Raw genomic sequence first — 25,985 nt, 5'->3', positions numbered from 1 at the left:
CATCGCAATGCTCATCACGGCTTCGAATGTCTAAAACTCACCGATAGTCTCACCGCCACTGCGTGTGCCTAATCTTACCAGCACCAGTCGATCCATGTTCTCAGACAGAAATCGAACGGAGCCATCGCATAACGCCGCATGACAACCCCCGGTGTGCTGACTTCCCAGGGCCCCGACACGTTTTGGATCCCAGTCGTTGACAAACGTCGTCTGATCGGCCGCACCAGCCTGCCCGAAAGCAACGGGAATTGAATAATTGACAGGTGCAAGTGTACTGAGAGTGACATCACTCAATCCAAACATACCGCCGGAAGGGGCCCACCAGCCGTACTGTCCCATCGGTTCGAGAGCCCAGGTGGAACCTTGAGCCGCATACGTATCGTAGTTGCGATCGACATGATTACGTTCGCCAAAGAGCAGTGTTGCTGTCGTACCGTCAGTAATGTCTTTGATTCGTACCAGCGGGAAAGTCGGCGTTGAAGAACCGCTGGATGCGAACACGCCATCTCCTCGAATGGCCGCGGGTGGGTGTGTCTGAGAACCACCATTCCCACCGTAACTGCTGATGGCATAGTACCGCGTCGATGAAACCACCGGATTTTGAGGAATGATATCTGAAGGGCAGAGTAACATCGGCAAGATGGTGGCTGTTCGTGAACTCGCTCCCCCATTCGCATTGGCTAGGGGATCAGCAAAATCCCACGAATTGTACAGCGGCGCCTGGTCAAACTGAGGCAACAACTGCACAAACAACGACCAGCCGCGCACGCGTGGCGATGTGGCAAAATCGATCCGAATCTGTCCGGGAGGCAAACACCCGAACGAAGATTCATAATTGTGAACGGCCAGGCCCAATTGTTTGAGTTGATTGCGGCACTGCGTCCTGCGGGCCGCTTCGCGAGCTTGTTGTACCGCAGGCAGCAACAAAGCAATTAACACGGCAATAATGGCTATGACCACGAGCAGTTCAATCAGTGTAAATGCCTTGCGCGACATTCCCATACTCCACAGCTTGCGATGGTTTCGCTTAAGGAACCAATGACCTGAATGGCAATTGCAGTTACGGTTTTGGAGCAGGCTGAGGAATGACTGAGATCTGGCGGGAACTCGTCACTCGGATATATGGCCGCTCGTCTTCGAGAATGAGAAAACCTGTGACTCGAATCGCTTTGCCACGGAAGTGATCTGCTGGTGACTCGATTTTCTCGACATCCTTGAGGAGGAAGATCCCCTGCTCATCAATGGCAATTCCCAGATTCGTTTCGAGATGGAAGTTTGCTTCGGAATCGAGATAGACCGTCTTCCGTTTCTCCGAGTATTTGGCGGCTTTGACCAGGAACGTCACTTCCACGTTCTGCCCGATAAACTTCCGGGCCTCTTGCGGCTGAATCTTGACCGGCGGAGTTTTGTCAATTGATGGTTCATCTGCCGCACCAACTTTTCCGTGTGCCAATAAAAATCCCAGACAGCACAACATCCAGGTCAGCCAGTGCGTTGTGATCTCGCGACGACGCTTTTGAGCATTTAGGGCGATAAAGTTTGAACTTTGTGACAGCATGGCGGGTACCACTGATAAGATCATTCCCAGTTCAGTCATTATACTGACATCTTATGGCACGATCATGACATACCCGATATCGGCGAATCAAGTCCGCAAATTCCGGCTTCTGGCAGGACTGACACAACAGCAGCTCGCGGAGCAGTCGGGAATTTCTCGTACTGCCGTGACTGCGATTGAAGGTGCCAAACTGGTTCCATCTGTTGCAGCCGCTCTGGCGTTATCACGAACTTTGGGGGCCAGCGTTGAAGATCTGTTTGACAGTTCCCCAATCAACATGCCGCCAAAACGACCCGTCTGGGCCTGGCAACCGCCTTCCTTCTGGCAGACATCGACAGACGAAACACCTCATTTTCTGGCAGAAGTCGGCGGGGAGTTGATTCAATACCCCGCCTCCGCACGACCCGTCACCACACCCTGGCCGGTTATTGGCACTCAGGAGACGAACCACGATCCATCCCGGACACTTGTTCTCGCAGGGTGCGATCCCGCAGCAGGCCTGCTTGCAGAAAAATTTGCTCTCGATACCGGAATGCATCTCCTGGTCATTCCACGATCCAGTCGGGCTGCTCTCGATCTGGTCGCGCAGGGCAAAGCTCATCTGGCAGGCCTGCATTTTTCGTCGCCTGAGACACCGGATGGAAATGTCCAACTCGCCCGGGAATCGCTCGACAAAGGATTCGCCCTGTTAAGACTTGCGAACTGGGACGAGGGGGTTGCTGTTCAACCTGCTGCAAAACTAAAAACTCTGGTAAGTATTCAGAAGAGCCGTCTGACATGGGTCGGGCGCGAACAAGGTTCGGGAGCCCGCCGCTGTTTCGATCAGTTGTTCCATGGCAAGAAAAAACCCGCCCACGAAGTCCATAACCATCGTGCGGTCGCCGAAGCGATTCGATCAGGTTTTGTGAATGCGGGGATCTGTCACAAACTGGCGAGTGCAGAAGCAGGTCTCGACTTTCTTCCCGTGCAGCAGGAAGCTTATGACCTTTGTATTCCGGAGGCTTACTTTGATGATGATCGAGTACAATGCCTGATTCGCGTAGTGCAATCGACCTCGTACCGCAAGGTGATGGCACAGCTTCCGGGTTATGACACTTCAGAAACTGGTGGAATCTCTCACTACATGGTGACTCATCGCTAATTTCGTGGGCAGCCCTATTCTGATCGGATGAACTGACTTTTTGTTCAGTATCCTTGCAGATGGTTTATCTTCCCAACCTGAACAAATTCCGGTAGATTCTGCCGCTCAGGTCAACATGGAACGTTGGCCTAATTGTAAATTTCCGGGCAAAGGCTGCGCCTTTTGCCTTGTGGCATTGATTGAAATCAACCAAAGGTCAGGCATGGACGCCAAACCCATACAGCCTCAAAGTCGTGGCTTTTCTTCATCCAATCCACGGGTTGACAGGTATCGGCTCGCAAACCTGTCGAGGCAGATTTTTGGCAGCTTAATCCACTTCTTGAGATCCCTCTGGAGTCGTATCGATCGTGGGGAATTCCTCACACTCTGGGGCTTAGGCACCGGTGGTCTGTTAATGCTGCAGGCGGCGATTGCCACCTGGGGCGTACTCGAACCCTGGCGATCCTGCGCGCTTGTGGCAATTTGCCTGGGTGCTGGCCTGGGGAGTCTGGCCCGTGTTCAACCTCGACGTGCTGCTTCATCTCTGGAGCAAACCTCTTCCCCAGAAAAACCTCTCTGGAAAGCCCTGCTCGCAGGCTCGCCACCTCTGGGAGCAATCCTCCTGGCCACCTGCGTCTGGTTCTGGCTGGGCCCGCTTTGGTACAGCGTACCCGCGATGCTGCCGGGTCTGTTTTCTGTGGAAGTTCTGTCTCAACGATGGGGCTTTATCCCGGTGGCGTTCCTGGTGGCTATCTCCACACTGGGTCTCACCAGTGCCCTGTGTGTCTGGTCATTGCGAGAACTGGCACAGCTTCGGTCCATGGTCTTTCCAGAACTCAGTTCCGTAAATTTCAATGTCACAGGTGAGGAATCGAAATCTTTCCCTCGGCAATCTCTGCTCTCCCCGGCGTGGATAGCTTGTGGCATAAGCCTTGGCATGGGCATCAGTGCTGCCCTCCTCGCTTATGGCGCGTCTCCGTCTATTCTGCTGGGATTGGCAGGGCTGGCAACTGGCATGCCTGCCATTCGTTATTGGATGAGCCTTGAAGCAGAGGTTATTGGATCAGCTCATGTACAACGTCATACCAGCCGCCGAACCACAGATAATCTGCTGGAGACAAGCTGGATCAATCACAGCCTCTTACTGATGGCTGCTATTCTTGCGGGAAGTATCGCCTGGGGAATGGAAAGACTGGTGAACGACCGCATCCCCACCGGCACGTTCGTCATGACCGGGTTGGCCCTGGGGGGAATCTGTGGCTGGGCACTTTCGGCTTTGATGAACTCTCGCCGAAAGCGAATAGCAGATCAGGCAGATTTCGGGATGGCTGGTCAAGATCTCAAATCAATCGACATCTCGACCAGTGCCATGATCTGGATAGGTGTGATCGCGATTGCCCTGAATTTGGTATTACTGCCAGCACTGACAGAACTGCTCCTGTGGACAAATGCAACAGTGAGCTGGTCGCCCGGTGTCTGGTTGATTCGCATGTCGTTTGTGATGATCATGGTTTGGCCTGTCGGCTGGCTCATGGGTTGTGCCACCACACGGCGTTTGGGTTCCATGACGCTGCTCTGCCTCATGTTGTCTGCCACTGGCTGGCTGACAGCTCAATGGATCGGTCGCTTCGTGTTGACTCCAGCCAGCTTGCTCCTGGTCTGCAGTTGGGCCCTGGCGGCTGTCTCTGTGATGCCTCTGGTATTCAATCCTCGCATGCTGCGTGGCTGGATGTCGCCACTGATTGGGAATAGGTGTGCTGAAGACGAGGTCACCTCAAGCAGCCACCAAACGCAAGCTGTGTCGCCTTCATCTTTCGCGATGCAATCGGGTCATCTGGCCTTATCGACACGCATGGCTTCGCTGTTTTCGATCGTGGTGGGTGCAGGCCTGTTGGCCACGCTCCCCTGGTCTGTCAGTCGCGAATCATCAGCATGGAACTCCCGCGCCCTCTTCTCGACATCGGCTTCAGTGGCCTGGCATGCCGGCTTTTCTTCGGACATGCTCACAGCGCTCGATGACAGTCGTCTGGTCGAGGTCGAGCATGCCGAGAATGGGACGATGGTCCGCTGGCGTACCAAATTTCTGGAAGAAGTCACGCGTGTTAATGGGCTGCCGCTGCCACCTGTAAGCCGCGATCCAGGTGTCGTTCCACAGGCTGTTCCCGAACTGATACTGACAACCTTACCTCTGGCACTGCATCACGAAGCCCGGCACGTCCTGCTTCTGGGAGCAGGGTCTGGTTTGCCACTGGTCACGCTATCTGACCTGCCGGTTTTGCAGGTGACATGTCTGGAAGGAGATGCCAGTGGTCTTCAGGCTGTGCAATCCAACGTATTACGCACTCTGGGTGCAGAGATTGACGAGCGATTCGAAATTCACGGTGTTGACCCGGTCTGGGGTGTGTCGAGCCTGCAGGATCGCTTCGACGTCGTGATTTCGGCTCCGCTGCTCTCATCGACCGATCGTGGTTCCGCCAGTCTGACACGCGAGCATTATCTGCAATGCGCTGACCGACTCACAGATGATGGCATCTTCTGCCAGCGTTTCGAATGTGTGGATTATGGACCGCAGGTGCTGGTGGATGTTTCCCGCACGCTGCGATCGGTCTTCCGCGAAGTGACTCTCGTTCAGACCGGCATCCCCGGAGAGGCTGTCTGGATCGCCACAAATTCTTCCAAAGGATTGGTACGCGAGGGGCTGCTCTCGCGGATCAAATCGCCACAAATGCGGCGAATTCTGGCTCAGGCGGGCTGGGACTGGTCCATGCTGGCTGGACTTTCCCTCGTCGATGATGCGGCTCTGGGTGAACTCGATGGCACGGATTCCAAAATTCATCTCCGGCATGCCCAGGCAAACACGATCCGTTCCAATCATCTGGCCTGGCAGACACCCATCGAAACGATGCGCTGGGGAGCCAAGCTGCAACAGACACAGGCTCTGTTAAGTGCTCCGCGTTCCACGGAACCGGTTTATCCCCCTTTACCAATCCCTGTGGATCCCGATTCGGGTGAAGAGCCTCCGCCTGTCGTCTATCGAAGGCTGAGCCTGCTGATGGAAGGAATGGGGTTTGATGGTGAAGATCCCGATCTGGTTCGTCGACTCGAAGAGATCGTCGCTCAGAGGCATCTCATCAACGATCATCCGGAAGCGTGGTGGTGGGAATATCGCAAAGTCATCAAGGAACGCCTGGGTAAGCCACCAGTCGCCACCGTGCGTCTGGCTACGGCTCAGGCTCTAAAAGGGGGGATGCTCCCCGATTATGCCCGCCGGAAAGATTACTTCGAACATCTGGGAGAGGCGATTCGTTCGCCCAATCCTGCGGCTGAAGTCCCCGAACTGTTGAAGTTTGAAGAGGCCTACGATCCCCTCCTGTCGCCATTCATTCATCAGGAAGTAGCCGAGTTATTGCATCGCAGCGGGAAAGAGGCCCGGGCCGAAGAACTGCGTCATCGACTCCATCTGGTCTACTTTGCACCGGGCTTTGACAGCTCTGTGCGAAATGTGCAAGTGGCCCTGGAAATGGTACTCGATCATCCCGAGACGATTGTGGATGACGCAGCACGCTATGACCTGATCCTGAGCCTGATGCACACGATGCGCAATCGATGGAACCTGCGGACATCCCAGACACTCAAGTCAATCCGGCTCACATTGCGGGATATCGATGCCTGCCTGCTCGTCGCCCGGCGAGGGAAAGAAACGCTGGATCAACTGGCTCTGGCTGGGGCTGCCGATCATGCCGATTGCGAAAAACGCCTGCAGGGGCTGGATCGTATGTTGTTGCAACCACTGGAGACGTATCGCAACAACCTGCGCAGTGCGACTCCCGAGTTCAAGGATCCTTCGGCAGTAAAACCTGCTTCAAAATAAGTGTCGATGCTCGATCAACGCACAGAGCTGTTCATCGTCGAGAGCTTCAAGTTCCAGGAGTGCTGCAAACGGATCGCCAGGCAACGTATCGCTGGGTAATTGCAGGCCATGGGCAAACGCAGGTTCTGTTTTCAGACCTGCCTGTTTGAGCTCGATGATTCGTAAACGCAATGATTCGCCAGCCAGTTTTAGTAACCTCGCTTCGATGAGCAGGTGGCGATAGCCCCATTGCTCAGGAACAGGGACTGGCTGAGCGAAGATTTCCAGTTCAAAGTTTTCAAATCGGCCACTGGCGACGAACGACGGGATGCCGCGAAGTACCAGCTGACGTTCGCGGTAGTCCGTCAGTCTGGGAGCCAGACTCTGGCATTGTTTTGCAAAGAATCCTAAATCGGGTGCAAAGCAGAGAATATCGAGATCACTTTCCGGGAGATCGATCGCGAGGGGAATCGTCCCTGCCAGAACGGGTGTGAAATCTTTGAAAAGCCGAGCGAGCTCGAGCGTTGCTAACGTTCGGGCCGCTTCGAGCTGGCGAGGTAATGGGCCAAATGATTCTGGTTCGTCGAGAGAGAATCGCAAGTTCACGGCTGTAACCTCTTATTGACCGATTCAGGAATCCCGATTACACCACCATGGCAGCAGGATCGGCAGATCCTGCCGGAAGTCCTACTTCAGGCCAGTTGACCTGTCCAGTTGGGCTTCGACAGTCCATGAATGATAACTCAGCCTTTGTTCGCGAAAAGGATGTCCGAACACCGTGTCTGACGATATGAGCGATCTCCTCAGCCCCGAAGAAATTGAAGCCCTGATGCAGGCGGCTCGCGGGGAAGGTGCGGGAGGTGCGTCAGCCGGTCTCTTTGGCCCACCCGGCGGTGCTGCTTCTCCTGCAGGAGCCAGTCCACGCCAGGCTCATCAACCAGCCTCAAGAAACACATCGGCCGAACAATCGCTCAGGCAAGCCGAGCAGCAACTGGCGGCAGCACTTTCGGAGGAGTTGCCTCCCCGCAATATGCGAGGTTTACCTCCGGGCGAAGCACCGGCTCGCTTCGAATTCGAAGAATTTGGTACACCGTTTCCCACACGTGCTGCAGCACCCGTCTTTCCACTCGATGCGCTGCAGGATGTCGAACTCGATATCCGCATTGAACTGGGCCGGACAGAACTTCTTATCGATGAAGTGATGCAACTGCGAGAAGGCGCTGTGGTTCCTTTGGATAAACTCGCAGGCGATCCTGTCGATATTCTTGTGAATGGCAAGTTGCTGGCCCGCGGCGAAGTCCTCGTGCTGAATGATAACTTCTGTGTACGTATTGCCGAAATTCTGACACAGGATGGCTGATCCTTTCCCGGGAGACGCCATGCGTCCAACACTTTCCTTCAATCGCTCTCAGACGTGGCAGCACCTGCTTCTGGTGCTGCCCTGCAGATGTATTCTCGTGGCGATATTGTCTCTTTTGTCGATGACCCCCTCTCTTTTGCTGGCTCAAGAACAGCGGCATGATCTCCCCTCCTGGGCCTTTGATGCGGCTGTCCCTTTGGGCGAACCGCAGCGAGCTTCACCCCCACCGAAGCCCGGCGAAGGAGTTGAACCAGCCACATTCCGGCCAGCACCTGGAACGTCAGGCCAAGTTGCCACGGCAGATGCGGAGTCAGGGCTCTCACTCTCCGGGAAGGCGTTGCCCTCGCGTGGAAACGCCAAAACTGGCACTGGTCAGTCGCATCGGCAGGTATCATCCAGTTCGTTATGGTGGACAGTGGGCGTTCTCGTGGTGGTCCTCGCGACGGCTGGAGCCACACTTCCATGGCTAAAGCGGCATATCCCGGGAGCCGTGCAGCCCTTGCCCGAATCTGCCGTGCAGGTGCTGGGAAGGCGTCCACTCGACCCGCGAACGTCATTGCAGTTGATTCGTGTCGGGACGCGAGTGCTGGTGGTGGGCTTGGGTCCGGATGGTGCGCGAACACTGGCCGAAATCACAGAACCAATTGAAGTCGATGTCCTCGTCGGTGCCTGCAAGACCAATCGACCAGAAGTTCAGGTCACAAAATCGTTCCAGCAGTTCTTCGAGCGAAAGGTCAGCTCATGAAACTGCACCAACTGGCATTGTCACTGGTGGCTCTCGGCACTTGCTGGCTGGGAATGCTGATTTCTCCAGGCATGGCTCAGGCTGTACTGAAGGAAGATGCACCTGGCGTCATCCGTTCCAACCGACCCACTGCGACAAATGAGCTCCGTCCAGCTGTTGCGCCAGTGCAACTGTCGAGCCCGGCACTCGTAAGAACTGGTGCCGAAGGTAACGCACCTGCCGATTTCAACAGTGGTGAAAACAGCACGCTCGCATTTCCTCCAGGCTTGGCTGCACCAGCCCTACCAACCGGACTGGACGCCTCGAATCTGACTTCTCGGAGCGGGTTGTCGAACACACTCAAAATTATGTTCCTGCTGACCGTGCTCACTCTGGCACCCAGCATTCTCATGATGACAACCTGCTTCATTCGCTTTGTGATTGTGCTCGGATTGTTGCGGCAGGCACTGGGAACACAACAGTTGCCTCCCAATCAGGTGATTACTTCGCTCTGTCTGTTTCTCACATTTCTCGTGATGGCACCTATCTGGCAGGAAGCTTATGAAGCGGGCATCAGGCCGTACACCGCACCTCGTGCGGGTGAAGCAGCGATTGATGAGTGGACAGCGTTCAATCGCACTTTAGTTCCAATCCGCCGCTTTATGGCCGAACAGATTGACCGCACGGGGAGCAGTGATTCGGTCTGGATGTTTATCGACTTCATGCGGCCACCCCAAGACAGCCCGGCTCTGAGCACATGGAAAGAACCCACCACCTACGAAGACGTGCCACTGGTGGCATTGTTACCCGCCTATGTTCTCAGTGAGTTGAAAGTCAGCTTTCTCATTGCGTTCCAGATCTATCTGCCGTTTCTGATTATCGACATGGTCATTTCCTCCATTCTGATCAGCATGGGGATGATGATGCTCCCCCCTGTGCTGATTTCTCTCCCGTTCAAGCTGCTGCTGTTTGTGATGATTGACGGCTGGTTCCTGACGGTTGGCATGCTGCTAGAAAGTGTCAGACCCTCCGGATAGCGCACACGTTGCATCACCAGTTCATTCCCACCCTACTTCAACCTGTATGAACGCCTGACTCCCATGACTTCTGATACTGCTCTTGAACTCTGCCGGAATGCGGTCGTCGTCGCGCTGATGGTCTGCTTACCCAGCCTGATGTCGGCGATGCTGGTCGGCTTGATCATCAGTCTGGCACAGGCTGTGACACAGCTTCAGGAACAGACGCTGAGCTTTGTTCCCAAGCTGGTGATCATGCTGCTGGTGGCCTTATTAACGCTGCCCTGGTCGATGAGCCTCATGGACAGTTATGCCCTCGATTTGTACTCCAGCATTCCAGAACGTCTGGCGAATGAATGAAAACCAGGCCATTGGAATCTTCCTGACAACCTCCAACGCACCTTGCCGAAAGTAGATTTCGCTCCATGCCGGCCTTGCCCTGGACAGAATGGCTGCTGACCGAAGCCACTTTTCAGTTCCAGATCTTTCTGCTGGTGCTGGTCAGGCTCTCAGGCCTCGCATTGACTGGCCCGATCTTCGGTGCCCCTGCCGTGCCCACGAATATCCGCGTACTGCTGATTTTTGTACTGGCACTTCTCGTGACACCGTCCATCGGCCATCAGGCGGCTCAAGGGTTTTCGCTGCGAGATGGCAACCAGGATCAGCGATTAACCAGCGACGAAATTCCCCCGGCACTCGCTGAGCGATTTCTCGCAGAGTCATCAAACACACCGGCATCTGCCGAGCTTTCGACGCCTGATGATCGAGTCATGACAGCCGCGGAATACTCAGCACTTCCCACACCTCCAGAAAACCTGGGGCAACTCGTGCTCGTGCTTCTGGGAGAACTGGTGATCGGGTTGTTCTTAGGGTTGGGTGTGCAGATGGTGCTGGCTGGTCTGCAGATGGCAGGGCAGATCATTGATCAGCAGGGAGGGTTCGGACTGGGTGAAGTCTTTAACCCAGACTTGCAAATGAATGCCTCGCAAAGTGGGCAACTCCTCTTCTGGCTGGGGACAGTCATCTTTCTGGTGCTCGAACCTCTGGGCGGGCATCTCGTCATGTTGAAATCAATGGTCGAGAGTTTTCAGTCGATCCCGGTGGGACGGGCCTTCTGGGAGCCGGGAACTGTGGAACTGTTAAACAATCTGATGCAGGCCTCGTTCTCGCTGGCCATACGCTTTGCCGCACCCATCATGCTCGTGATGTGCCTGGTCGATGCCGCCATTGGTTTTTTGAGCCACACCGTTCCGCAAATCAATATTCAGGCCGTCGGGTTCTCACTCAAGGCCATGGTGAGCCTGCTCCTGCTGATCACACTTTTCAGTACCTCGCCGGCTGTCATCGTGAATGCGTTTCAGGAAACCTTTTTCGTCTTAAGGCAAGGACTCTCCCTGCCTGAAGTCATCACGATTCCACCCTCCGGTTAACGGGACAGGTGGCATCCATCGCTGTACCAAATACAGACACTTCGAATCCTCGATTCCACTATTAGCCAAAACTTGTGATGCGGAATTCACTTCAATCTCAGTGGCTGGAGCCGGAGGCTCCCACATATGGCTGGCTGGATCATCCCGGCCAGCGGCTGAGAGTGTTGCTACTGATCTTCCTGCTCCCCTCACTGGCAATTGGCTATCGCCTCGTGCAGTTGCAGGTCTATCGTCAGGCAGAGTTCACTCACGTTTTTGAGGCTACTACCACTCGGATCGTCGAGATTCCGGCTCGCAATGGTCGTATTCTCGCCTCAGATGGCTCGTTACTGGCTGTCGATGAAGAGAACTTCGAACTCTGGGTGCACTACCGATGGCTGGAAGAACCGCCTCATCCGGACTGGCTCAAGCGGCAGGCGAATAGTCGGTTATCCCGGCGGCAACGACGTGATGACAAGCAAGTCGCTACGATGACCACCACGCTCCTCAACGAACGCCGTCAATTGTGGGAACGTATTGCCCATGTCACGGGTGTGACGCCGGAAGAACTCGATCAAGCACGCCAGAGTGTGCAGACCCGGATCGAACGAATGAAGCAGGCTGTGCTCGAGAAACAGATTCAGCAGCAGCCAGTGACCGAACAGCCAACACGATCAATACAGCCAACACGATCAATTGCGGAAGAATCTTCACCACATGCTGTGACGGCGTGGCTCGATTGGGGCCAAAAGTTATGGCAGGAGTTTCAGCATGAGTTAACCACGCCGCCACCTCGTGCAGAAAACGGGCCTTTGATATTGGCCGAAGAACTTGAACCACAGCGAGTGCTCGATACGCTCCCCAAAGCGGCAGCCGATGAGATTCTGGCACACCCGGAGTTATACCCCGGGCTCGAAGTTCGCGTCCGCCATCACCGCACTTATCCAGCCCGGCAGGTGGCCAGCCATTTGCTCGGTGTGCGGACTCCTTTGCGCGAAGAAGAAGCACTGGAACGTACCAAACAGTGGCCACAAGGTGATCCCCTCGATTATCGCACGGGAGATGCCATAGGCCGCAGTGGCCTCGAACTGGCTTATGACGCTCAGTTGCGCGGCTTGAGGGGCTTGAAACGGCTGACACTCGATCGACGCGGGCAGATTGTTGAAGAAGTCATGACGCGCGAAGTGAGGCACGGAGCCGACCTGTATCTGTCACTTGATGTCGAAGTCCAGCGCACTGCCGAAGCTCTGCTGGAACAAGCCCTCTTGCCCGATGTGATCGATGCGCCAGGCGACTCATCAACGAATGATGTGGACAATCCCCAAAAGCCAACCCGATTGACATCACCTCAGGGCGGAAGTGTCGTCGTGATCGATGTCCGCACTGGCCAGGTGATTGCCGCAGCGAGTGCTCCGGGCTATGACGCGAATGTCCTGACGAACCCCTCAGCCACGGAGTGGGCTCAGTTAACAGGCGATGTCCGGCGGCCACTCTATCAACGCGTCACACGCATGGCACTGGCACCGGGTTCGACCTTTAAGCCTCTCACGGCAATTGCCGGTCTGGAGGCTGGCATGAAGGCGCAGTCGGCCATCGAGTGTGCCGGGTATCTGGATCAACCACAGCGCGATCGCTGCCTCATCTTCCGGCATTATGGCGTCGGCCATGGTTCGACAGATCTCTCAGATGCACTTTGCCAGTCATGCAACGTTTACTTTTTCAAGCTGGCCCGCATGCTGGGGCCCAGCCCACTGGTCGAACAAGCCCGGCAATTCGGCTTTGGCCAACTCACAGGAATTGACCTCCCTTTTGAACAGGCTGGTCATCTGCCATCGCCTCAAACGAATTCGGCCCGCGAACCGTGGTATCCCGGCGATACATTAGGCCTGGCCATTGGTCAATCGCGGCTGCAGGTGACGCCATTGCAAATGGCTCGCTTTATGGCGGCCATTGCCAATGGTGGAGAACTCCTCACTCCCCGGCTCAAGACCGATCAAGGCCCCCTGCTGGTGACATCATTCGCGGAGACTTCTGGAGAAACCACTCGCACGAACGTGCGAAAGCCTTCACTCGCTCCTCAGACGCTGAAAGAGGTTCGTCACGGGTTGTATCGAGTGGTGAATGATGCTCAAGGAACCGCCTATAAGACCGTGCGTCTGAAAGAAGTCGAGATCTGCGGCAAGACCGGGACTGCCGAGGCAGGAAGTGGTGTCGCCGATCATGCGTGGTTTGCAGGCTATGCTCCTGCCTCTCCGCCGCGCTATGCCATTGTGGTGGTGCTGGAACATGGAGGAAGCGGCGGAAAAGAGGCTGGCCCCATGGCACGGGAAGTCATCCGCCGTATGCATCAACTGGGCCTGATCCCCTCAGGCAGCCTGGCGAAGAACGAAGACTAGCTCTTGTTTCAGGTGCCAAGCCCATCGTTGACGAAAGACAGGATTTAAATATCCACATTCACCACCAGCTCAGTAGCACTTCCAACTGATGTCTACTCCGTCCTTCGTGCTCTTCGTGTCCTTCGTGGTGAACTCCATCTCCGCCACAATGCACGCCGCCAGACCGCAACCTTCACTTTATCTATATAAAACCACCACGTGCGATCGGCAGCCTTGCGACCTTCTATTTATCTCGGTTCCGTCGTTCGCGAATGTCGCGAGGAACGTAGGGACGATCGCCCAGTTCCCAGGGAGTATCAGGACGCTGGGTCGCCATCGGATCAGGACGAAGTTCCTCCCGGCCACGCAGCAGCTTCCAGCGTTCATTCTCGACGAGCGGCACCTGAATCACACTTCCATCGGCTAAAAGCACAAAGGTCTCACCCGGAAAGCAATTCCCGAAAGACTGCGGGCCGGTATTGCGTGCCAATTCCGGATCGCGCCAATTGGTCGTTGAACCAAAGACTTCATAAGGTTCAGCAGCATCAGCGATGAGCATGGTATGTGCAGAATCGCCGATCTTTTCGAAATTGACGCTGCTGTTACGATGCAAGATCCACGAGTTGCCTGCCATGTGACATATCGTCATCGGCCCACGAAGCCTTGTTTTTGCGGGGCAAGTATAGTCATGCACTGGATAATTACTATACATGTAGTAGCCCAATGTTTCGGGGTCATCCCATGGTTTACTAAATCTTGTCACTTCAGAATAGAATGGCGAAGCATCTAAAAATGGAGCAATCGAAAACATCCAACCTTGAAACGGAGTGCCATCAGCTCGAAAGACACCGCCTGGGGGGAACATGTTAAATGTGTCATGATAATTATGAAGGGCCAGACCGGCCATTTTATAGTTATTTCTCCATTGCGTCTTACGAGCCAACTCACGCAGTGACAGCATCCACGGGAGACCAACGGCGGCAACCAGCGTCAGCAGTAATGACATGACGGCAAATGGCAGGAGCCTGCTGAAACGAAACATACTGCACCTCTTATGCGGATTCCAATAAAGAACTGCTGGGCGGGTGGCTGGGGTTGAGTCTTCGAACCCCCAGCGATTTTCGGCACGAGCTGGGGGTTCGCGAAGACGTTTGGCCCCAGCCACCCCATACCAAATAGCGCAGTTGAATACTGCAATCCGTATCAGATCCCGTGGAAACACTTTCACAAACTCCAGCAGAACACGCAGCACGCAGTTTCTCAAGAATCATGTCCTGTAAAACTGTATCTCCCCAGTCCCACGCCCTGCTCCATCAATGACAGACAACAAAGCCTGTGTGGATGTCCCACCACAATCTGGAGTCAAACATCCTCGTTGGCCCCCAGGTCATCGGACGTGATGGCTTGCTATCAAACAGGATGACCCGGTTAGCGCCTGCCACGCTGGATTGCTCAGTACGATACGCCAAGTGCTTGAGTCTTCCGGCATTCGCAGTTTATTCCAAAAGTCGTGGTTCGCTGAGGCAGCCAATGGCTTGCGACCAAAGCGACGGCTCTTTGGACGTCAATTTTCGTTTTTGGGGATTACGGCGTCGTATGGACGGCAATTGCGGTGTAACGTGAATACAAGGTCGGCGATCCGTCGCAAATCATTTGCCAGCCTAAAGCGTCAGTTTTTACAAGTCCGTGCCACACCCCGTAGTACGGTAATACACTTCTGCACTTCGGTGGTCGAATACCTGTTAGGCATCACGATGATTTCCATCGATCGACTTGCCCAAAATTTGATTGCGAATAAACGTGTGGAATTCTCATTCCATCTGCAGTCAGACAATCACGAGCTTGCTCTCATTTGTGTTAAGGAATGCGAGGAATACGACCTCGCCGAATATGACGTGGAGTATCAACGTGGAGAATTTTTTCAAATCGGCCCAGCGAAACAGTCAGAAGAGGTTGTACCGTCTGAACTTTGCTTTCCCGATCTTCAAGCGGCGGGTGACGCTATCCTTAAGCGTCGTGCGGAAATACTGAACATCCCCTGGGGCGAAGATGCCGAAAACGACGTTCAACTTTGACGTTCCGTCTTTGAGCCACTTCTCACACAATCGATCTATAACTCTTGTCTCTTTCACGGCGCCGCTTTGGCAACGCCTGTTAACTCCATCTTTCGCCGCCTTAATCTACGGGGAACAGACATGGTCATGATGCCGAGATCATTGCGTGATTCTCTACCGGCACTTCTTGTCGCCGATGCCGACAAATGGTGGGTAAGTCTTAAGGAAGATGACCGGGCTGAACTCGTGCGGCTGTGTGACTCTCGCAAAGAAATCTTCCTGTTCGAGACGTTTGATCCGTCTAATGACAACGCGAAAATCTCTGGCGGCAAGTTCCTTCCGCACGACGATGGACTCGGGTTACAAGAATGGGGCGAGGATTGGTTTGACTCGTTATCGTCAAATCCCGAACTCATGATTGTCTACGATCCCCAAGTTCGAACATTCCATGTTGGATGTAATCGGCACACCCTTGCTCGCAACTGTTTTCGGCATGGTAGAATCAATGGCGACTTTCAGTGCCCTCTTTTGGATGCTACATGCCTGATGGATCAAATCCGCAAGAACCGAGTAACCGTTGAGCTGCGCCTCATCAAAGCCATACATAACTGCAACGAACTGAGCAATCCACCCAAGTCGGCGGGCAACCGTGATTTTCAATCATAGTTTTTGGCGGCGACTGAGTGATGGCCGCTGTTCATGACTCAACCATATGTACAATGACACAAAAGTCTTAAGCGGCCTGCGCGAGATCGAATTCGAAATGCAAAGTATGCTGAATGGACAAACTTCAGTCTATGATGTTGCGTCGAGGATCTGGGGCAAGGCAATGTCCCTAGCGACGGAATCACCCGATCTTATGCTTCCATTATGGTTGATATGGGGTTCACTCACCGATTGGGTTGAAAGTCGTCCGGGAGAAAGTCGCGAAGCTGAATTGAAAATGCGTCAGGCCGCCAAGGAGTGGCTTGAACTCAATCGTGACGATGTCGCCAGTGTGAAAGCGTACTGCAACCGATGGGTCCATGATGAGATGGGGTATGCACGTGAGCAACATTGACCGGCACGCTTGGCCAATTTTCCACCAATGACTCCACGAACCAAAGAAGCACCTACCGGGTGAGCATTTCCCAAATCGATGATGGTTGGCCTCGCCTGAGTTAACCGGCGAGTTAGGTTGGAGAAGTTCGTGACTGACGACATCGCAAAGAATTGCAGTAGGTGTTTGGGCTGTGATTTCGCAATTTTCAATGATGGTAACGTCTTTGAAAATTTTGCCAGCCAACTTGGAATCAATGGCGACTGGACGATTCCAGCAGAGGCACCAAGCTTCGATTCTAAGGGTGTCGCTCGCAGTTCTGGTCGTCGGGGCTGTTGGCTACTTAGTAGCAAAAGTCGTGTTGCAACGAAAGACGTCAATGAACATTTACGTTTCCTGCTGGGCGTCCTTTTGCCGCATCGAGAGGTGATCATCAAAGCAGCTACGGGCGGAGATACAGTGTTTACTGTTCACTGGTCCGGTCAAGCCTATCCATATGCAAGCGGACCTGCACTTGCCGTCGATTGCGTAGCCGGGATTGCCAAATTAAATGCAGAACTTGTTTTTACAGTTCACCAAACGCAGTAAACTAATTCCTAAAATTTCCGTGAATCCGAACAGACGATCCGGCGTATTTAAACCGGAAGGCGTACTACCACGTTCTTGGTTACTACATAACATTACAATTCTGCCACTTTCCTCGGCTCCCACGCAACCCGATTCGCCTCATTTAGCCACCCGTCCTGTCTGACATGGTAGTTTCTGGAAACACTCATGGAGGAGTCATGAGGTACGTTGAACCGACACTCGGGCTGAATATCTCCTGAATCGCCCTGCTGGCATTCGATTCATCCTTTATCCGCTGAAAGCTCACTGCGCAGGCGGGCGAGTTCCTGCCAGGCGGCTTCGGGACTCATTCCATGCACATCGAGCTGGCGGATCTTTTCTAAAATCGGGTGTTCAGCCAGTTCAAAGAGTGTGAGTTGCTGCTCGCGTGAGCGGCGGGTTTTTCTCGCTGGCAGTCGCGATTTCCCCGGATCCTGCGAGAGATGATCCGTCTGCTCGGCTTCCAGCACTTTCAGAATTTCACGCGCACGGTCGAGCACCACACCCGGCAGGCCGGCGAGCCGACCTACATGAATGCCATAACTTTTATCAGCCGCCCCAGGCACGATCTGATGCATGAAAACCACATCGTCATTATGTTCGCGAACTGCCACGTTCCAGTTCATCACCGACTTTAGTGAAGCACTCAGTTGGGTCAATTCGTGGTAATGCGTCGCAAAGAACGTCCGGCAGCCGACGGCATCATGCAGGAACTCGGTAATGGCCCAGGCCAGCGAAATCCCGTCATAAGTACTGGTGCCACGGCCAATCTCGTCGAGAATCACGAGGCTCGATGCGGTGGCCGAATGCAGAATCCGGGCTGTCTCAGTCATCTCGACCATGAATGTCGATTGCCCCCGGCCCAGTTCATCGCTGGCACCGACACGGGCAAAAATCCGATCCGCCAGACCAATCCGGGCGGATTCTGCCGGGACAAACGAACCAATCTGTGTGAGGATTGTTAATAAAGCTGCCTGACGGATATATGTACTCTTACCTGCCATATTGGGGCCGGTAATGAGTTGGATCAAACCATTCGAGCCACCCAGGCGAATATCATTCGGGACAAATCCACCTGTCGGCAAAAGTTGATCAAGAACCGGGTGACGCCCCTGTCGTATCTCCAGCACTGGTTCACTCGCGATCTCCGGGCGGACATACTGCCGCCGCGTGGCGAGTATGGCAAAACTGCAGAGAACATCGAGCACAGCCAATGATTCTGCCGTTACTCGCAATTCTGCAGCGCGAGAGCTGACCTTTTGCCGCAAGTCACTGAAGAGTTGCTGTTCGAGAGCAATCGACCGGCTTTCGGCCTGCAGAACTTTATCTTCATACTCTTTTAAAGCGGGGGTGATATAGCGTTCGTAGTTCTTTAGAGTTTGTTTACGGATATACTCGGGAGGAACTTTATCTGCCTGGCTGGCACTACATTCTAAATAGAAACCAAAAACGCGGTTAAAGCCCACTTTCAGATTCGCGATCCCTGTCCGGCGGACCTCTTCGGCTTGATAGGCTGCCATCCATTCTTTACCACCACGCGCCAGATCGCGCCATTCGTCAAGTTGAGGATCAAAGCCGGGCCGAATGGCACCACCTTCCGTCAGATTGAGGGGCGGTTCATCGACCAGTGCCGCTTCGATGGCTTCTCGCAAGTCCTGATGGAGATCGATCTTCGCTTCGAGTTCATTCAGCAGGGTCGATCGTCGGCCAGCCAGACGGGCCTTGATCTGCGGCAAAAGACTGAGCGTGCGCGTCAGGCTGACCAGATCGCGCGGCGTGGCACGGCCTGTCCCGATGCGGGCTGTAAGCCGCTGGATGTCGTAACCCGTTTTGAGGATCTCCTGCAGCGATTGTGTCGTCCGCAGGTCAACCACCAGTTCACTCACAGCGTTCAGCCGGGCTTCGATGGCAGTGCGCTCTTTGAGTGGATTCGAGAGCCATTCGAGGAGCAGCCGGGCACCCATGGGTGTGACCGTTTGATCGATGGCCCACAGGAGACTCCCTTCCCGCTGATTGGATCTCAATGTCCGCGTCAGTTCGAGGCTGCGGCGTGTCGATTCATCAATCAACAGATGCTGCGATGGCTCGTAAGGCTCCAGCCGGGAAAGATGAATGAGTTGCGACTTCTGAGTTTCCCGCACGTATTCGAGCAAAGCCCCGGCGGCAATGATCCCGGGCTCGATGGTGGCCTGTGTGGTCGATGAACTGTTGCCGGAAAAACCAAAGCCTTCGAGGGTGGCCACACCAAATTGATCAAGGAGCAGGCGGTGAGCCTCTTCAGGCCTGTAGGCCCAGGGCGGACGTTCGGTCACAGCCCAGGCACCCAGGCGAATGCGGGCAATCGTCAGATCTTCACGCGATCGTTCGGGCGTCAGAACTTCGGCTGGCTGCAGTCGCGCGAGTTCATCATGTATCTGACTCGCAGGAAGTGTGGCACAGATGAACCGGCCCGTGGAAAGTTCGAGCCAGGCCAGGCCACTGTGGCTTTTTCCGGGAAGGATGGCGGCCAGCAGATTGGTTTCACGCGGGTCGAGCAGCGAGTCGTCGGTGAGTGTGCCGGGAGTGACGATTTGTGTCACTTCCCGTTTGACCATCCCCTTGGCCGCTTTGGGATCTTCGACCTGCTCACAGATGGCGACGCGGTGTCCCGCACGGATCATCTTCTGCAGATAACCCGTGAGAGCATGGTACGGAAAACCTGCCATCGGGACTGGGTTTTCCGAGTTCTTATCGCGGCTGGTGAGTGTCAGCCCCAGAATGCGGGCAGCGACTTTCGCGTCCTCGTAAAAGAGTTCGTAAAAGTCGCCCATCCGAAAGAACAGAATAGCCGCAGGATGCTGGTCTTTGACCTCGAGATACCGCTGCATCATCGGCGTCAGCCCCGCGCGATCCACCGGGAACGGAGGATCGGCGGGCAACGTTTCCGCTGGAGAAACATCGCCAGGGCTGGCTACATGCTCCCCCATCACTGCATCAGGGACAGACGCATCGGGAGAGTGATCATCGGCAGGCATCATGCGGGAACGTTCACTGGAGAGAGAGCTGGTTCAAATCGACCCAGTCCAATCCTAATCAGGAATCTGCTCCGGGGGAAACGAAAGCTCTCGCACCAGCAGGAACCGTTACTAACGGGCGGCCCACACTCCCTCGTTACCACATCACCATGCGGCGGTAAGCAGGTCGTACACGGACCGAATACCCACCGAGAATGGGCCGTCGGCGTGAATAGACCACATTCATGGGCTCGTAAACCACTCTCGGGCTGCGTGAAACCCGCACTGGCTCTTGCGAAACCGGCACAAAATATGTCGGTGTTGAAACCCGCACAGGATACCTTGGATTCACGCGCACAGGTCGATAACCCCACTGAGCTTCCGCCACAGCACCCATCCCCGAAAACATAAGAGCCGTCACTGCCAACATCGCGAAGAATTTCATGACCTATCCCCCGTAGAAAATCACCCGATCGTATGCCCAACCGGCAACGTTAAACTCCGCCCATCCTCCAGAAACCACCAGAAAGACTATCCTCCACGATCACCCGCCTGTCAACCAGCCAAGCGACTCTGAAATCGAGCAGAGCAGTTGCAGAATTCGCGAGAGCGGATCAAGCGGTGCAGCAGACGACAGCGCGATTGACCACAACGTGGCAGTGTGAAGTCGCTTTGATGGAATAGAAGCCTTAGTCCTCCTCGTAGAAATCGCCTACTCGCCTTGTTGGTTGAATGGCTTGAAGAAAGACCTTGCAGCCGCAGTATTAGATCAGCGACACGAGGCACGCCCTGCGGAAAAGTTGGTGCACACAACACATAACCCCCAAAAATGAAAAGCCTGAGGCAGATCTTGACTCACAACCTCGACTGGAAATGATTCAGAAGTCGCTGTAAACGATATCGAAACACACAGGCGACGCGCAGCGGGTTGTTTGAGATTGATCTCCAGGCAATCGAACCAGAGATATTGACTGCTTTTCAGACAAATGAAGAAATTAAAAGCTAATTCTTGCATGTAGCCAACATAACGATTGAGTTATAATGGCTACAACCGTCGTGCGGCTGATGGTCATAATTTGCCTCCCGCGATAAATGGAAATGACTTCGATTGCAAAGCTCATACGATTTTCTGATCGCAGAAAATTAATGAAAAAGAGCCGCAGGGAGTAAGAAAACGCGACGATTATCTTTCTTCGTGCCCTTAGAATTGTATAAGTATTCGAATCATAATAAAAAGTGTTATTATAAATATGGACGGCCAGCCGATTTACTTGTAAAATCGCGACTGACTCTTATTTTGTCTTTTGTTTTATATTGGTGGGCCATCGACATGGACTTGAAGGCGCACTCCTATCGCGTTGGCAGTCACGAGTTTGTGGAGGATGCCCTCCCGACTGGTGCGGAATACGAAACGTTTGTCAGTACAGCACGGCGATGCATTGAGCCTTGGTTGTCGGCAGTATTTCAGGCGGAGCATCTGAATCTGTTGCTTGGCAGCGGTTTCACGAACGCCGTTTCGTATATTGCCGACAGCCCTGCTACCGGCATGTCGATGGTGGAGTTTGGCACAAAATACGATGCCCAGATTGACGCCCATGCAGCGAAGACTGCTAATGCGATGCATCGCGGAAACCCAAATATTGAGGATCAGTTTCGCAGCGCAGTTGCACTCCTTGAGGGTCTGGAGGTGATCAGCGATCCAAACTGGGGGGCTCTCAGGGCGGCGATGGATAAAGAGCTCCTAAAGTTTCTAAAATCGCTGCTTGCAACAGAACGGGGAATTTCTGCAGCGCCGGACATCGACAAGAGGCTGGAATCGCAGAACATACTGCAGTCATTTCTTTTGAGCTTCGCGAGCCGCGCCGCTTCTCGCGAGCGGTTGCATATCTTTACAACAAATTATGACAGATTGATCGAATATGGCTGCGATTTAGCCGGGCTCCGGTTGATTGACCGCTTTGTAGGAACGCTGAATCCAATCTTCCGTGCTTCTCGTGTAGAGGTTGATCTTCATTACAACCCGCCGGGTATTCGCGGCGAACCACGGTTTATGGAAGGTGTGATTCGTGTCACTAAGCTGCACGGGTCACTGGATTGGACATTCGACAAGAGTGATCGCCGTATTCATAGGAAGGGAATTCCGTTCGGCGCGCCAGACACTCACACGGACGTTCCGGCGAATCCGCTGGATACAGTCATGATCTACCCAAACCCGGCGAAGGATATCGAGACGACCAATTATCCATATGCGGAACTTTTCCGTGACTTCGCGGCCTCAATTTGTCGCCCAAATGCGGTGGTCGTGACCTATGGGTACGGTTTCGGGGACGACCACATCAACCGTATCCTGTTGGACATGCTTTCGATTCCATCTACGCACCTTGTGGTGATCGCATATAGCGCAGACGAGCGGCTTAAGTACTTCTGCGAACAGACGCGCACCGCTCAGGTATCGCTGTTGATTGGGGAACATTTCGCGAACATCTCGACGCTGGTCGAAAACTATTTGCCGAAACCCGCCCTCGATTATATTACGAGCCGGATGACAGAGCTTCTAAAGCACCGACCTGTGGCTGCCACTCTGGTTGACTCAGCTTCAGGGGAGGTGTAGTGGCAACTTCACCAGTCGAACATCTCTCTGGCCTCGTAGTCGGTGTCGTAGAGTCAGTTGCTCCTGATCAAGTGCGGGTGATGCTTGAACTCGACACTCCGCACACGACGGCATTGAACACTGGGTCGCCTGTCGCGTTTCCGCGCCTGAACGGTTATGTGCTGATTCCCCATGAAGCGGGGGCGACGGTTGCTTACATTTCCTGGATAGGAATTGAGCGTTCACCATTCCCGAAACGATCTGGCCTCAAGGACTTTGGCTTGATCGACCTTCCATTTCCGTTGCGAAAAATGGCAGTTTCACCAGTCGCAACGCTGACATGCAAACGCGACAAGACCTCGCGCACCCAGTATGTGCTCTCCCGTGGCGTTGTCGCCTTTCCCTCTGTCGGGGATCAGGTGTTGATTCCCACTGCCGAACAAATTGAAGCAATCGTTGGGGCGAAGGATACGGATAGGCGCGTCAAGATCGGCGTGTCGCCCCTCGGGGCAAGTACGAAAATCATGGTCGACCCAGACAAGCTGTTCGGGCGGCACCTCGCGGTGCTGGGGAATACCGGTAGCGGGAAGTCATGCACGGTTGCCGGATTGATTCGCTGGTCGATGGATGCAGCCAAAAAGCAGATGTCCGAAACCGGCAAGACGGGACGTCCCAATGCCCGCTTTATCGTTCTCGATCCTAACGCTGAATACTCGAATGCTTTTCGGGACGACCCTCAAAATGTCCGTCTTTTTAAAGTTCCGCCAGTCTCCGGAGATGATCGTGCTTTGCAGGTGCCAGCCTGGATGTGGTGCGGACATGAATGGACGGCCATTTCCAACGCTCAACCCGGTGCCCAACGGCCTTTGTTGATGCAAGGGTTAAGAGATTTGAAGAGTGGCTCTGTTTCGCGGGGATCGCGTGAAGCAATATTACGACGCTATGTGATCTCTTACATGGTGCGAGTTTCGGAGATGTTGAGCCGTGGGACCATAGCGTTTGCTGGTTCTCCTCGACCTCGTTTTGAATGCGCTGGTTTGCTGAATGGGATAGCGAAGGACTGTCAAGCATGGTCGGGTGATCTTGAAGGTCAAGCACAAACGTTAATGCAGAACGCTGCTTCGGCTGCATTACAAATCGAGCAATCTAGGAAATCGGGCCAATACTACAACGACTTCCTCGTATCAGACTTGGAGAGTATTCGATCTTCGCTAGAGGATTGTGCAAAAGTATTGCCCGATGTTGCTCCGGAAGGGCCTATCAGCGAAGACTCGCCAAGCTACTTCGACGTGAATATTCTCGCTGACCATCTTGAACGTATAGCCGTTGAGCAAGGTGCCGGTGTGGCGGGCTTCGTTGCGACTCTCGGTTTGCGTATTCGAGCAATGTTGGCGGATCAGCATCTCGGGGCTGTCGTCAATGGAAATCCTACGTTTGAGGCGTGGCTTGAAGAGTATGTGGGGGCAGATAATGCGTCGAATGGAAATGTGGCGATCATTGATCTTTCTCTCATCCCAAGTGAAGTTGTCCATATCGTAGTCGCCGTGTTGGGCCGACTTGTGTTTGAGTCACTTCAGCGTTATCGGCGCGATAATGCCGCCGGTGAGTCACTTCCGACCGTCCTAGTACTTGAAGAGGCGCATACATTCGTGCGTAAAGGGCATGAAGAATCCTCCGGCACGGCAACAGCTACTGCACTATGTCGGGAGACATTTGAGAAAATTGCCCGCGAAGGACGCAAGTTCGGACTCGGACTCGTTGTGTCGTCACAAAGGCCCTCAGAATTGTCAGCTACCGTCCTGGCGCAGTGCAACACATTCATTTTGCATCGCATCGTAAATGATGCTGACCAGCACCTCGTTGGCAAGCTTGTGCCTGACAATGTCGCAGGATTGTTGGCCGAGCTTCCAAGTCTGCCCTCGCGTCAAGCGATTTTGCTTGGCTGGGCAACACCAATTCCGATTCTTGTAGAAATTGACGAGTTGCGCGCGGATCAGCGGCCACATTCATCTGACCCTGATTTCTGGGATGTATGGACGCACGAAAAGCCTCGCGATTTGGATTGGAAAGAAGTGGTTGGGGACTGGGTAGGACAGGTCAAAGTCGATGAAACTGAAGATGGAGAGTTGCTAGAAAATGTAGGCGAGTGAATTCAAAGTATTTCCCTACATGTATTCGTTCTCTTTCCTACTGCGGCAAATAAGATTTTGAGAGCTTTAAACAAACAATCAGGAAACTGTTGCGAGCATTTGATATAAGTTCCCCTCACTTTAAGCGCGAGCGGAGGGTTATCTTGCTCCGCTCGCTTATGTGGATAATTATTTCCCGAGCACCTTCACCTTAATATCCTTATACCGCACATACTGATCCACGAAGTTGCCGCCGCCGTGGACTTGGAGCGCGATGCCGCCTTTTTCGGGGTGGCGGAGTTCGGTTTCGGTCCATTTCATGAACTTCACGCCGTTAATCCAGGTGGTAATGGTCGGTGGGTTGCCTTCAATCCGGGCGCGGAGTTCGTTCCATTCGCCGTGCTTCCAGAACTCGGGCCATTCTTCCGCCGAGACCGGTGCGGCGACCGGGGCGTCCTTGGTCTTGATCTTTGTAACAGCATCGAGGAAGTCGTAGTTCCTTAAGTGAGGCTTGCCCCCTAAGCCTTCGCCATAGATACCGGCGACATTCCCGCCATTATGATAGTCGATCATATACTGCCAGGCCTTACCATCTTCGGTACTGCGCAGGAAGAGGCCGCTATCGGGGCCGTAGTCGTTCTTCATTTTGAGGACGACTTCGAAGTCGCCGTACTGCTTGTCGGTGATGATGATGCCGCCATTGGCAGGGATATCCTGGGAGCCGGTAATCGCGCCATCTTCCACCACCCATTTCCCACCCGTGGTGTTCTTACTCGCCCGGCTGTGCCCCGTCTTGGTGCTGACATGCCAGCCATCGAGTGTTTTGCCGTCGAAGATCGATTCGAAGCCGGTGTCGTCGAAGGTTTCGCGAACGATTTCTGCAGCTTGAAGAGCGGGCGAGGTCATCGCAGCGACACTCAGCATCAGTGCTGCGAGCCTGGTCAGGGAAGAGAAGCGGAAGGTGGGCATAGGGCGAGCTTTCATCAGGGAGGTCTGTTCGGGCTGCGGCAGAATGGAAGATCAACGTCCCATCCGCAGGACGCTTTCTGCACACAACTATCGAAACAAATCCCTACAGCAAACGCCACAGGCAATCGGGAAAAGTAGGGCAGGCTCCTGCCTGCCTTCCTCGCTGCACCCAAACCATGATCGATTCAAACGA

The 25,985-nt window shown here is 54.2% G+C and carries 21 protein-coding genes; 14 read left to right on the top strand and 7 right to left on the bottom strand.

Translation table 11 applies throughout. The annotated features are described in order from the left end of the window. Positions 1-30: 30 nt before the first annotated feature. Together PLIM_RS20945 and PLIM_RS20940 are read right to left on the bottom strand one after the other, a co-directional pair. Entirely contained in the window at positions 31-996 is a 966-nt protein-coding gene (locus PLIM_RS20945) for a DUF1559 domain-containing protein (protein WP_013112316.1), read from the bottom strand. Between the two features lie 64 nt (positions 997-1,060). Continuing rightward, complete coding sequence (locus tag PLIM_RS20940; RefSeq protein ID WP_196349495.1) at positions 1,061-1,597, bottom strand: hypothetical protein; 537 nt, start codon at positions 1,595-1,597, stop codon at positions 1,061-1,063. Positions 1,598-1,622: 25 nt separating this feature from the next. Between PLIM_RS20940 and PLIM_RS20935 the strand changes: the two genes are divergently transcribed. Beyond that, positions 1,623-2,699, top strand: coding sequence for a substrate-binding domain-containing protein (locus PLIM_RS20935; protein WP_041404022.1), 1,077 nt, complete (start codon positions 1,623-1,625; stop codon positions 2,697-2,699). 202 nt (positions 2,700-2,901) lie between these two features. Continuing rightward, positions 2,902-6,549: a spermidine synthase gene (locus tag PLIM_RS20930; protein WP_041402413.1), complete on the top strand. Its 3,648-nt coding sequence runs from the start codon at positions 2,902-2,904 to the stop codon at positions 6,547-6,549. On the opposite strand, the gene PLIM_RS20925 is transcribed toward PLIM_RS20930, so the two are convergent. Next, on the bottom strand, positions 6,541-7,134 hold the full coding sequence (locus tag PLIM_RS20925; protein ID WP_013112312.1) for a DUF4269 domain-containing protein: 594 nt from the start codon (positions 7,132-7,134) through the stop codon (positions 6,541-6,543). The two genes, PLIM_RS20930 and PLIM_RS20925, sit on opposite strands and share 9 nt — an antisense overlap. Before the next feature lie 172 nt (positions 7,135-7,306). Between PLIM_RS20925 and fliN the strand changes: the two genes are divergently transcribed. The 6 genes from fliN (at position 7,307) to PLIM_RS20895 (ending at position 13,433) form a co-directional block, all read left to right on the top strand. Beyond that, entirely contained in the window at positions 7,307-7,888 is a 582-nt protein-coding gene (gene fliN / locus PLIM_RS24845; RefSeq protein ID WP_230849358.1) for a flagellar motor switch protein FliN, read from the top strand. Between the two features lie 19 nt (positions 7,889-7,907). Continuing rightward, a complete protein-coding gene (locus tag PLIM_RS23380) occupies positions 7,908-8,633 on the top strand; it encodes a FliO/MopB family protein (protein WP_013112310.1) in 726 nt (241 codons plus the stop codon). Next, on the top strand, positions 8,630-9,649 hold the full coding sequence (gene fliP, locus PLIM_RS20910) for a flagellar type III secretion system pore protein FliP (protein ID WP_013112309.1): 1,020 nt from the start codon (positions 8,630-8,632) through the stop codon (positions 9,647-9,649). The genes PLIM_RS23380 and fliP overlap by 4 nt, the downstream gene beginning before the upstream one ends. Positions 9,650-9,712: 63 nt before the next feature. Beyond that, complete coding sequence (gene fliQ, locus PLIM_RS20905) at positions 9,713-9,988, top strand: flagellar biosynthesis protein FliQ (RefSeq protein WP_013112308.1); 276 nt, start codon at positions 9,713-9,715, stop codon at positions 9,986-9,988. A gap of 65 nt (positions 9,989-10,053) precedes the next feature. Next, the gene (locus PLIM_RS20900) at positions 10,054-11,058 is read left to right on the top strand and encodes a flagellar biosynthetic protein FliR (RefSeq protein WP_013112307.1); all 1,005 of its coding nucleotides are present in this window, start codon (positions 10,054-10,056) and stop codon (positions 11,056-11,058) included. A 77-nt stretch (positions 11,059-11,135) separates the two neighbouring features. Next, entirely contained in the window at positions 11,136-13,433 is a 2,298-nt protein-coding gene (locus PLIM_RS20895) for a peptidoglycan D,D-transpeptidase FtsI family protein (RefSeq protein WP_013112306.1), read from the top strand. Positions 13,434-13,656: 223 nt separating this feature from the next. On the opposite strand, the gene PLIM_RS20890 is transcribed toward PLIM_RS20895, so the two are convergent. Next, positions 13,657-14,454: a DUF1559 family PulG-like putative transporter gene (locus PLIM_RS20890; RefSeq protein WP_148227212.1), complete on the bottom strand. Its 798-nt coding sequence runs from the start codon at positions 14,452-14,454 to the stop codon at positions 13,657-13,659. Between the two features lie 712 nt (positions 14,455-15,166). On the opposite strand from PLIM_RS20890, the gene PLIM_RS20885 reads away from it, so the two are divergent. The 4 genes from PLIM_RS20885 to PLIM_RS20870 all read left to right on the top strand — a co-directional run bounded on the left by PLIM_RS20885 (position 15,167) and on the right by PLIM_RS20870 (position 17,093). Beyond that, complete coding sequence (locus PLIM_RS20885; RefSeq protein WP_013112304.1) at positions 15,167-15,487, top strand: hypothetical protein; 321 nt, start codon at positions 15,167-15,169, stop codon at positions 15,485-15,487. 120 nt (positions 15,488-15,607) lie between these two features. Then, on the top strand, positions 15,608-16,132 hold the full coding sequence (locus PLIM_RS20880) for a hypothetical protein (RefSeq protein WP_013112303.1): 525 nt from the start codon (positions 15,608-15,610) through the stop codon (positions 16,130-16,132). 46 nt (positions 16,133-16,178) lie between these two features. Then, on the top strand, positions 16,179-16,526 hold the full coding sequence (locus tag PLIM_RS23375; RefSeq protein ID WP_013112302.1) for a hypothetical protein: 348 nt from the start codon (positions 16,179-16,181) through the stop codon (positions 16,524-16,526). Between the two features lie 129 nt (positions 16,527-16,655). After that, positions 16,656-17,093 carry a hypothetical protein gene (locus PLIM_RS20870; protein ID WP_013112301.1) on the top strand — a complete coding sequence of 146 codons (438 nt, stop codon included), beginning with the start codon at positions 16,656-16,658 and terminating at the stop codon, positions 17,091-17,093. Between the two features lie 260 nt (positions 17,094-17,353). On the opposite strand, the gene mutS is transcribed toward PLIM_RS20870, so the two are convergent. Together mutS and PLIM_RS20860 are read right to left on the bottom strand one after the other, a co-directional pair. Further along, positions 17,354-19,981 (bottom strand): DNA mismatch repair protein MutS, encoded by a 2,628-nt coding sequence (mutS, locus tag PLIM_RS20865; RefSeq protein ID WP_052301716.1) that lies wholly within the window; start codon positions 19,979-19,981, stop codon positions 17,354-17,356. Positions 19,982-20,261: 280 nt separating this feature from the next. Next, the gene (locus tag PLIM_RS20860; protein ID WP_013112298.1) at positions 20,262-20,549 is read right to left on the bottom strand and encodes a hypothetical protein; all 288 of its coding nucleotides are present in this window, start codon (positions 20,547-20,549) and stop codon (positions 20,262-20,264) included. Between the two features lie 885 nt (positions 20,550-21,434). On the opposite strand from PLIM_RS20860, the gene PLIM_RS20855 reads away from it, so the two are divergent. Next, entirely contained in the window at positions 21,435-22,715 is a 1,281-nt protein-coding gene (locus PLIM_RS20855) for an SIR2 family protein (RefSeq protein ID WP_052301715.1), read from the top strand. A gap of 80 nt (positions 22,716-22,795) precedes the next feature. Beyond that, positions 22,796-24,844: an ATP-binding protein gene (locus PLIM_RS20850; RefSeq protein ID WP_148227211.1), complete on the top strand. Its 2,049-nt coding sequence runs from the start codon at positions 22,796-22,798 to the stop codon at positions 24,842-24,844. Between the two features lie 168 nt (positions 24,845-25,012). On the opposite strand, the gene PLIM_RS20845 is transcribed toward PLIM_RS20850, so the two are convergent. Further along, positions 25,013-25,792 (bottom strand): 3-keto-disaccharide hydrolase, encoded by a 780-nt coding sequence (locus tag PLIM_RS20845; RefSeq protein ID WP_230849355.1) that lies wholly within the window; start codon positions 25,790-25,792, stop codon positions 25,013-25,015. Between the last annotated feature and the right edge of the window lie 193 nt (positions 25,793-25,985).

Origin of the sequence: Planctopirus limnophila DSM 3776, assembly GCF_000092105.1 — a bacterium.
Lineage (GTDB): Bacteria > Planctomycetota > Planctomycetia > Planctomycetales > Planctomycetaceae > Planctopirus > Planctopirus limnophila.
This window is presented reverse-complemented; position numbering and strand designations above follow the sequence as displayed.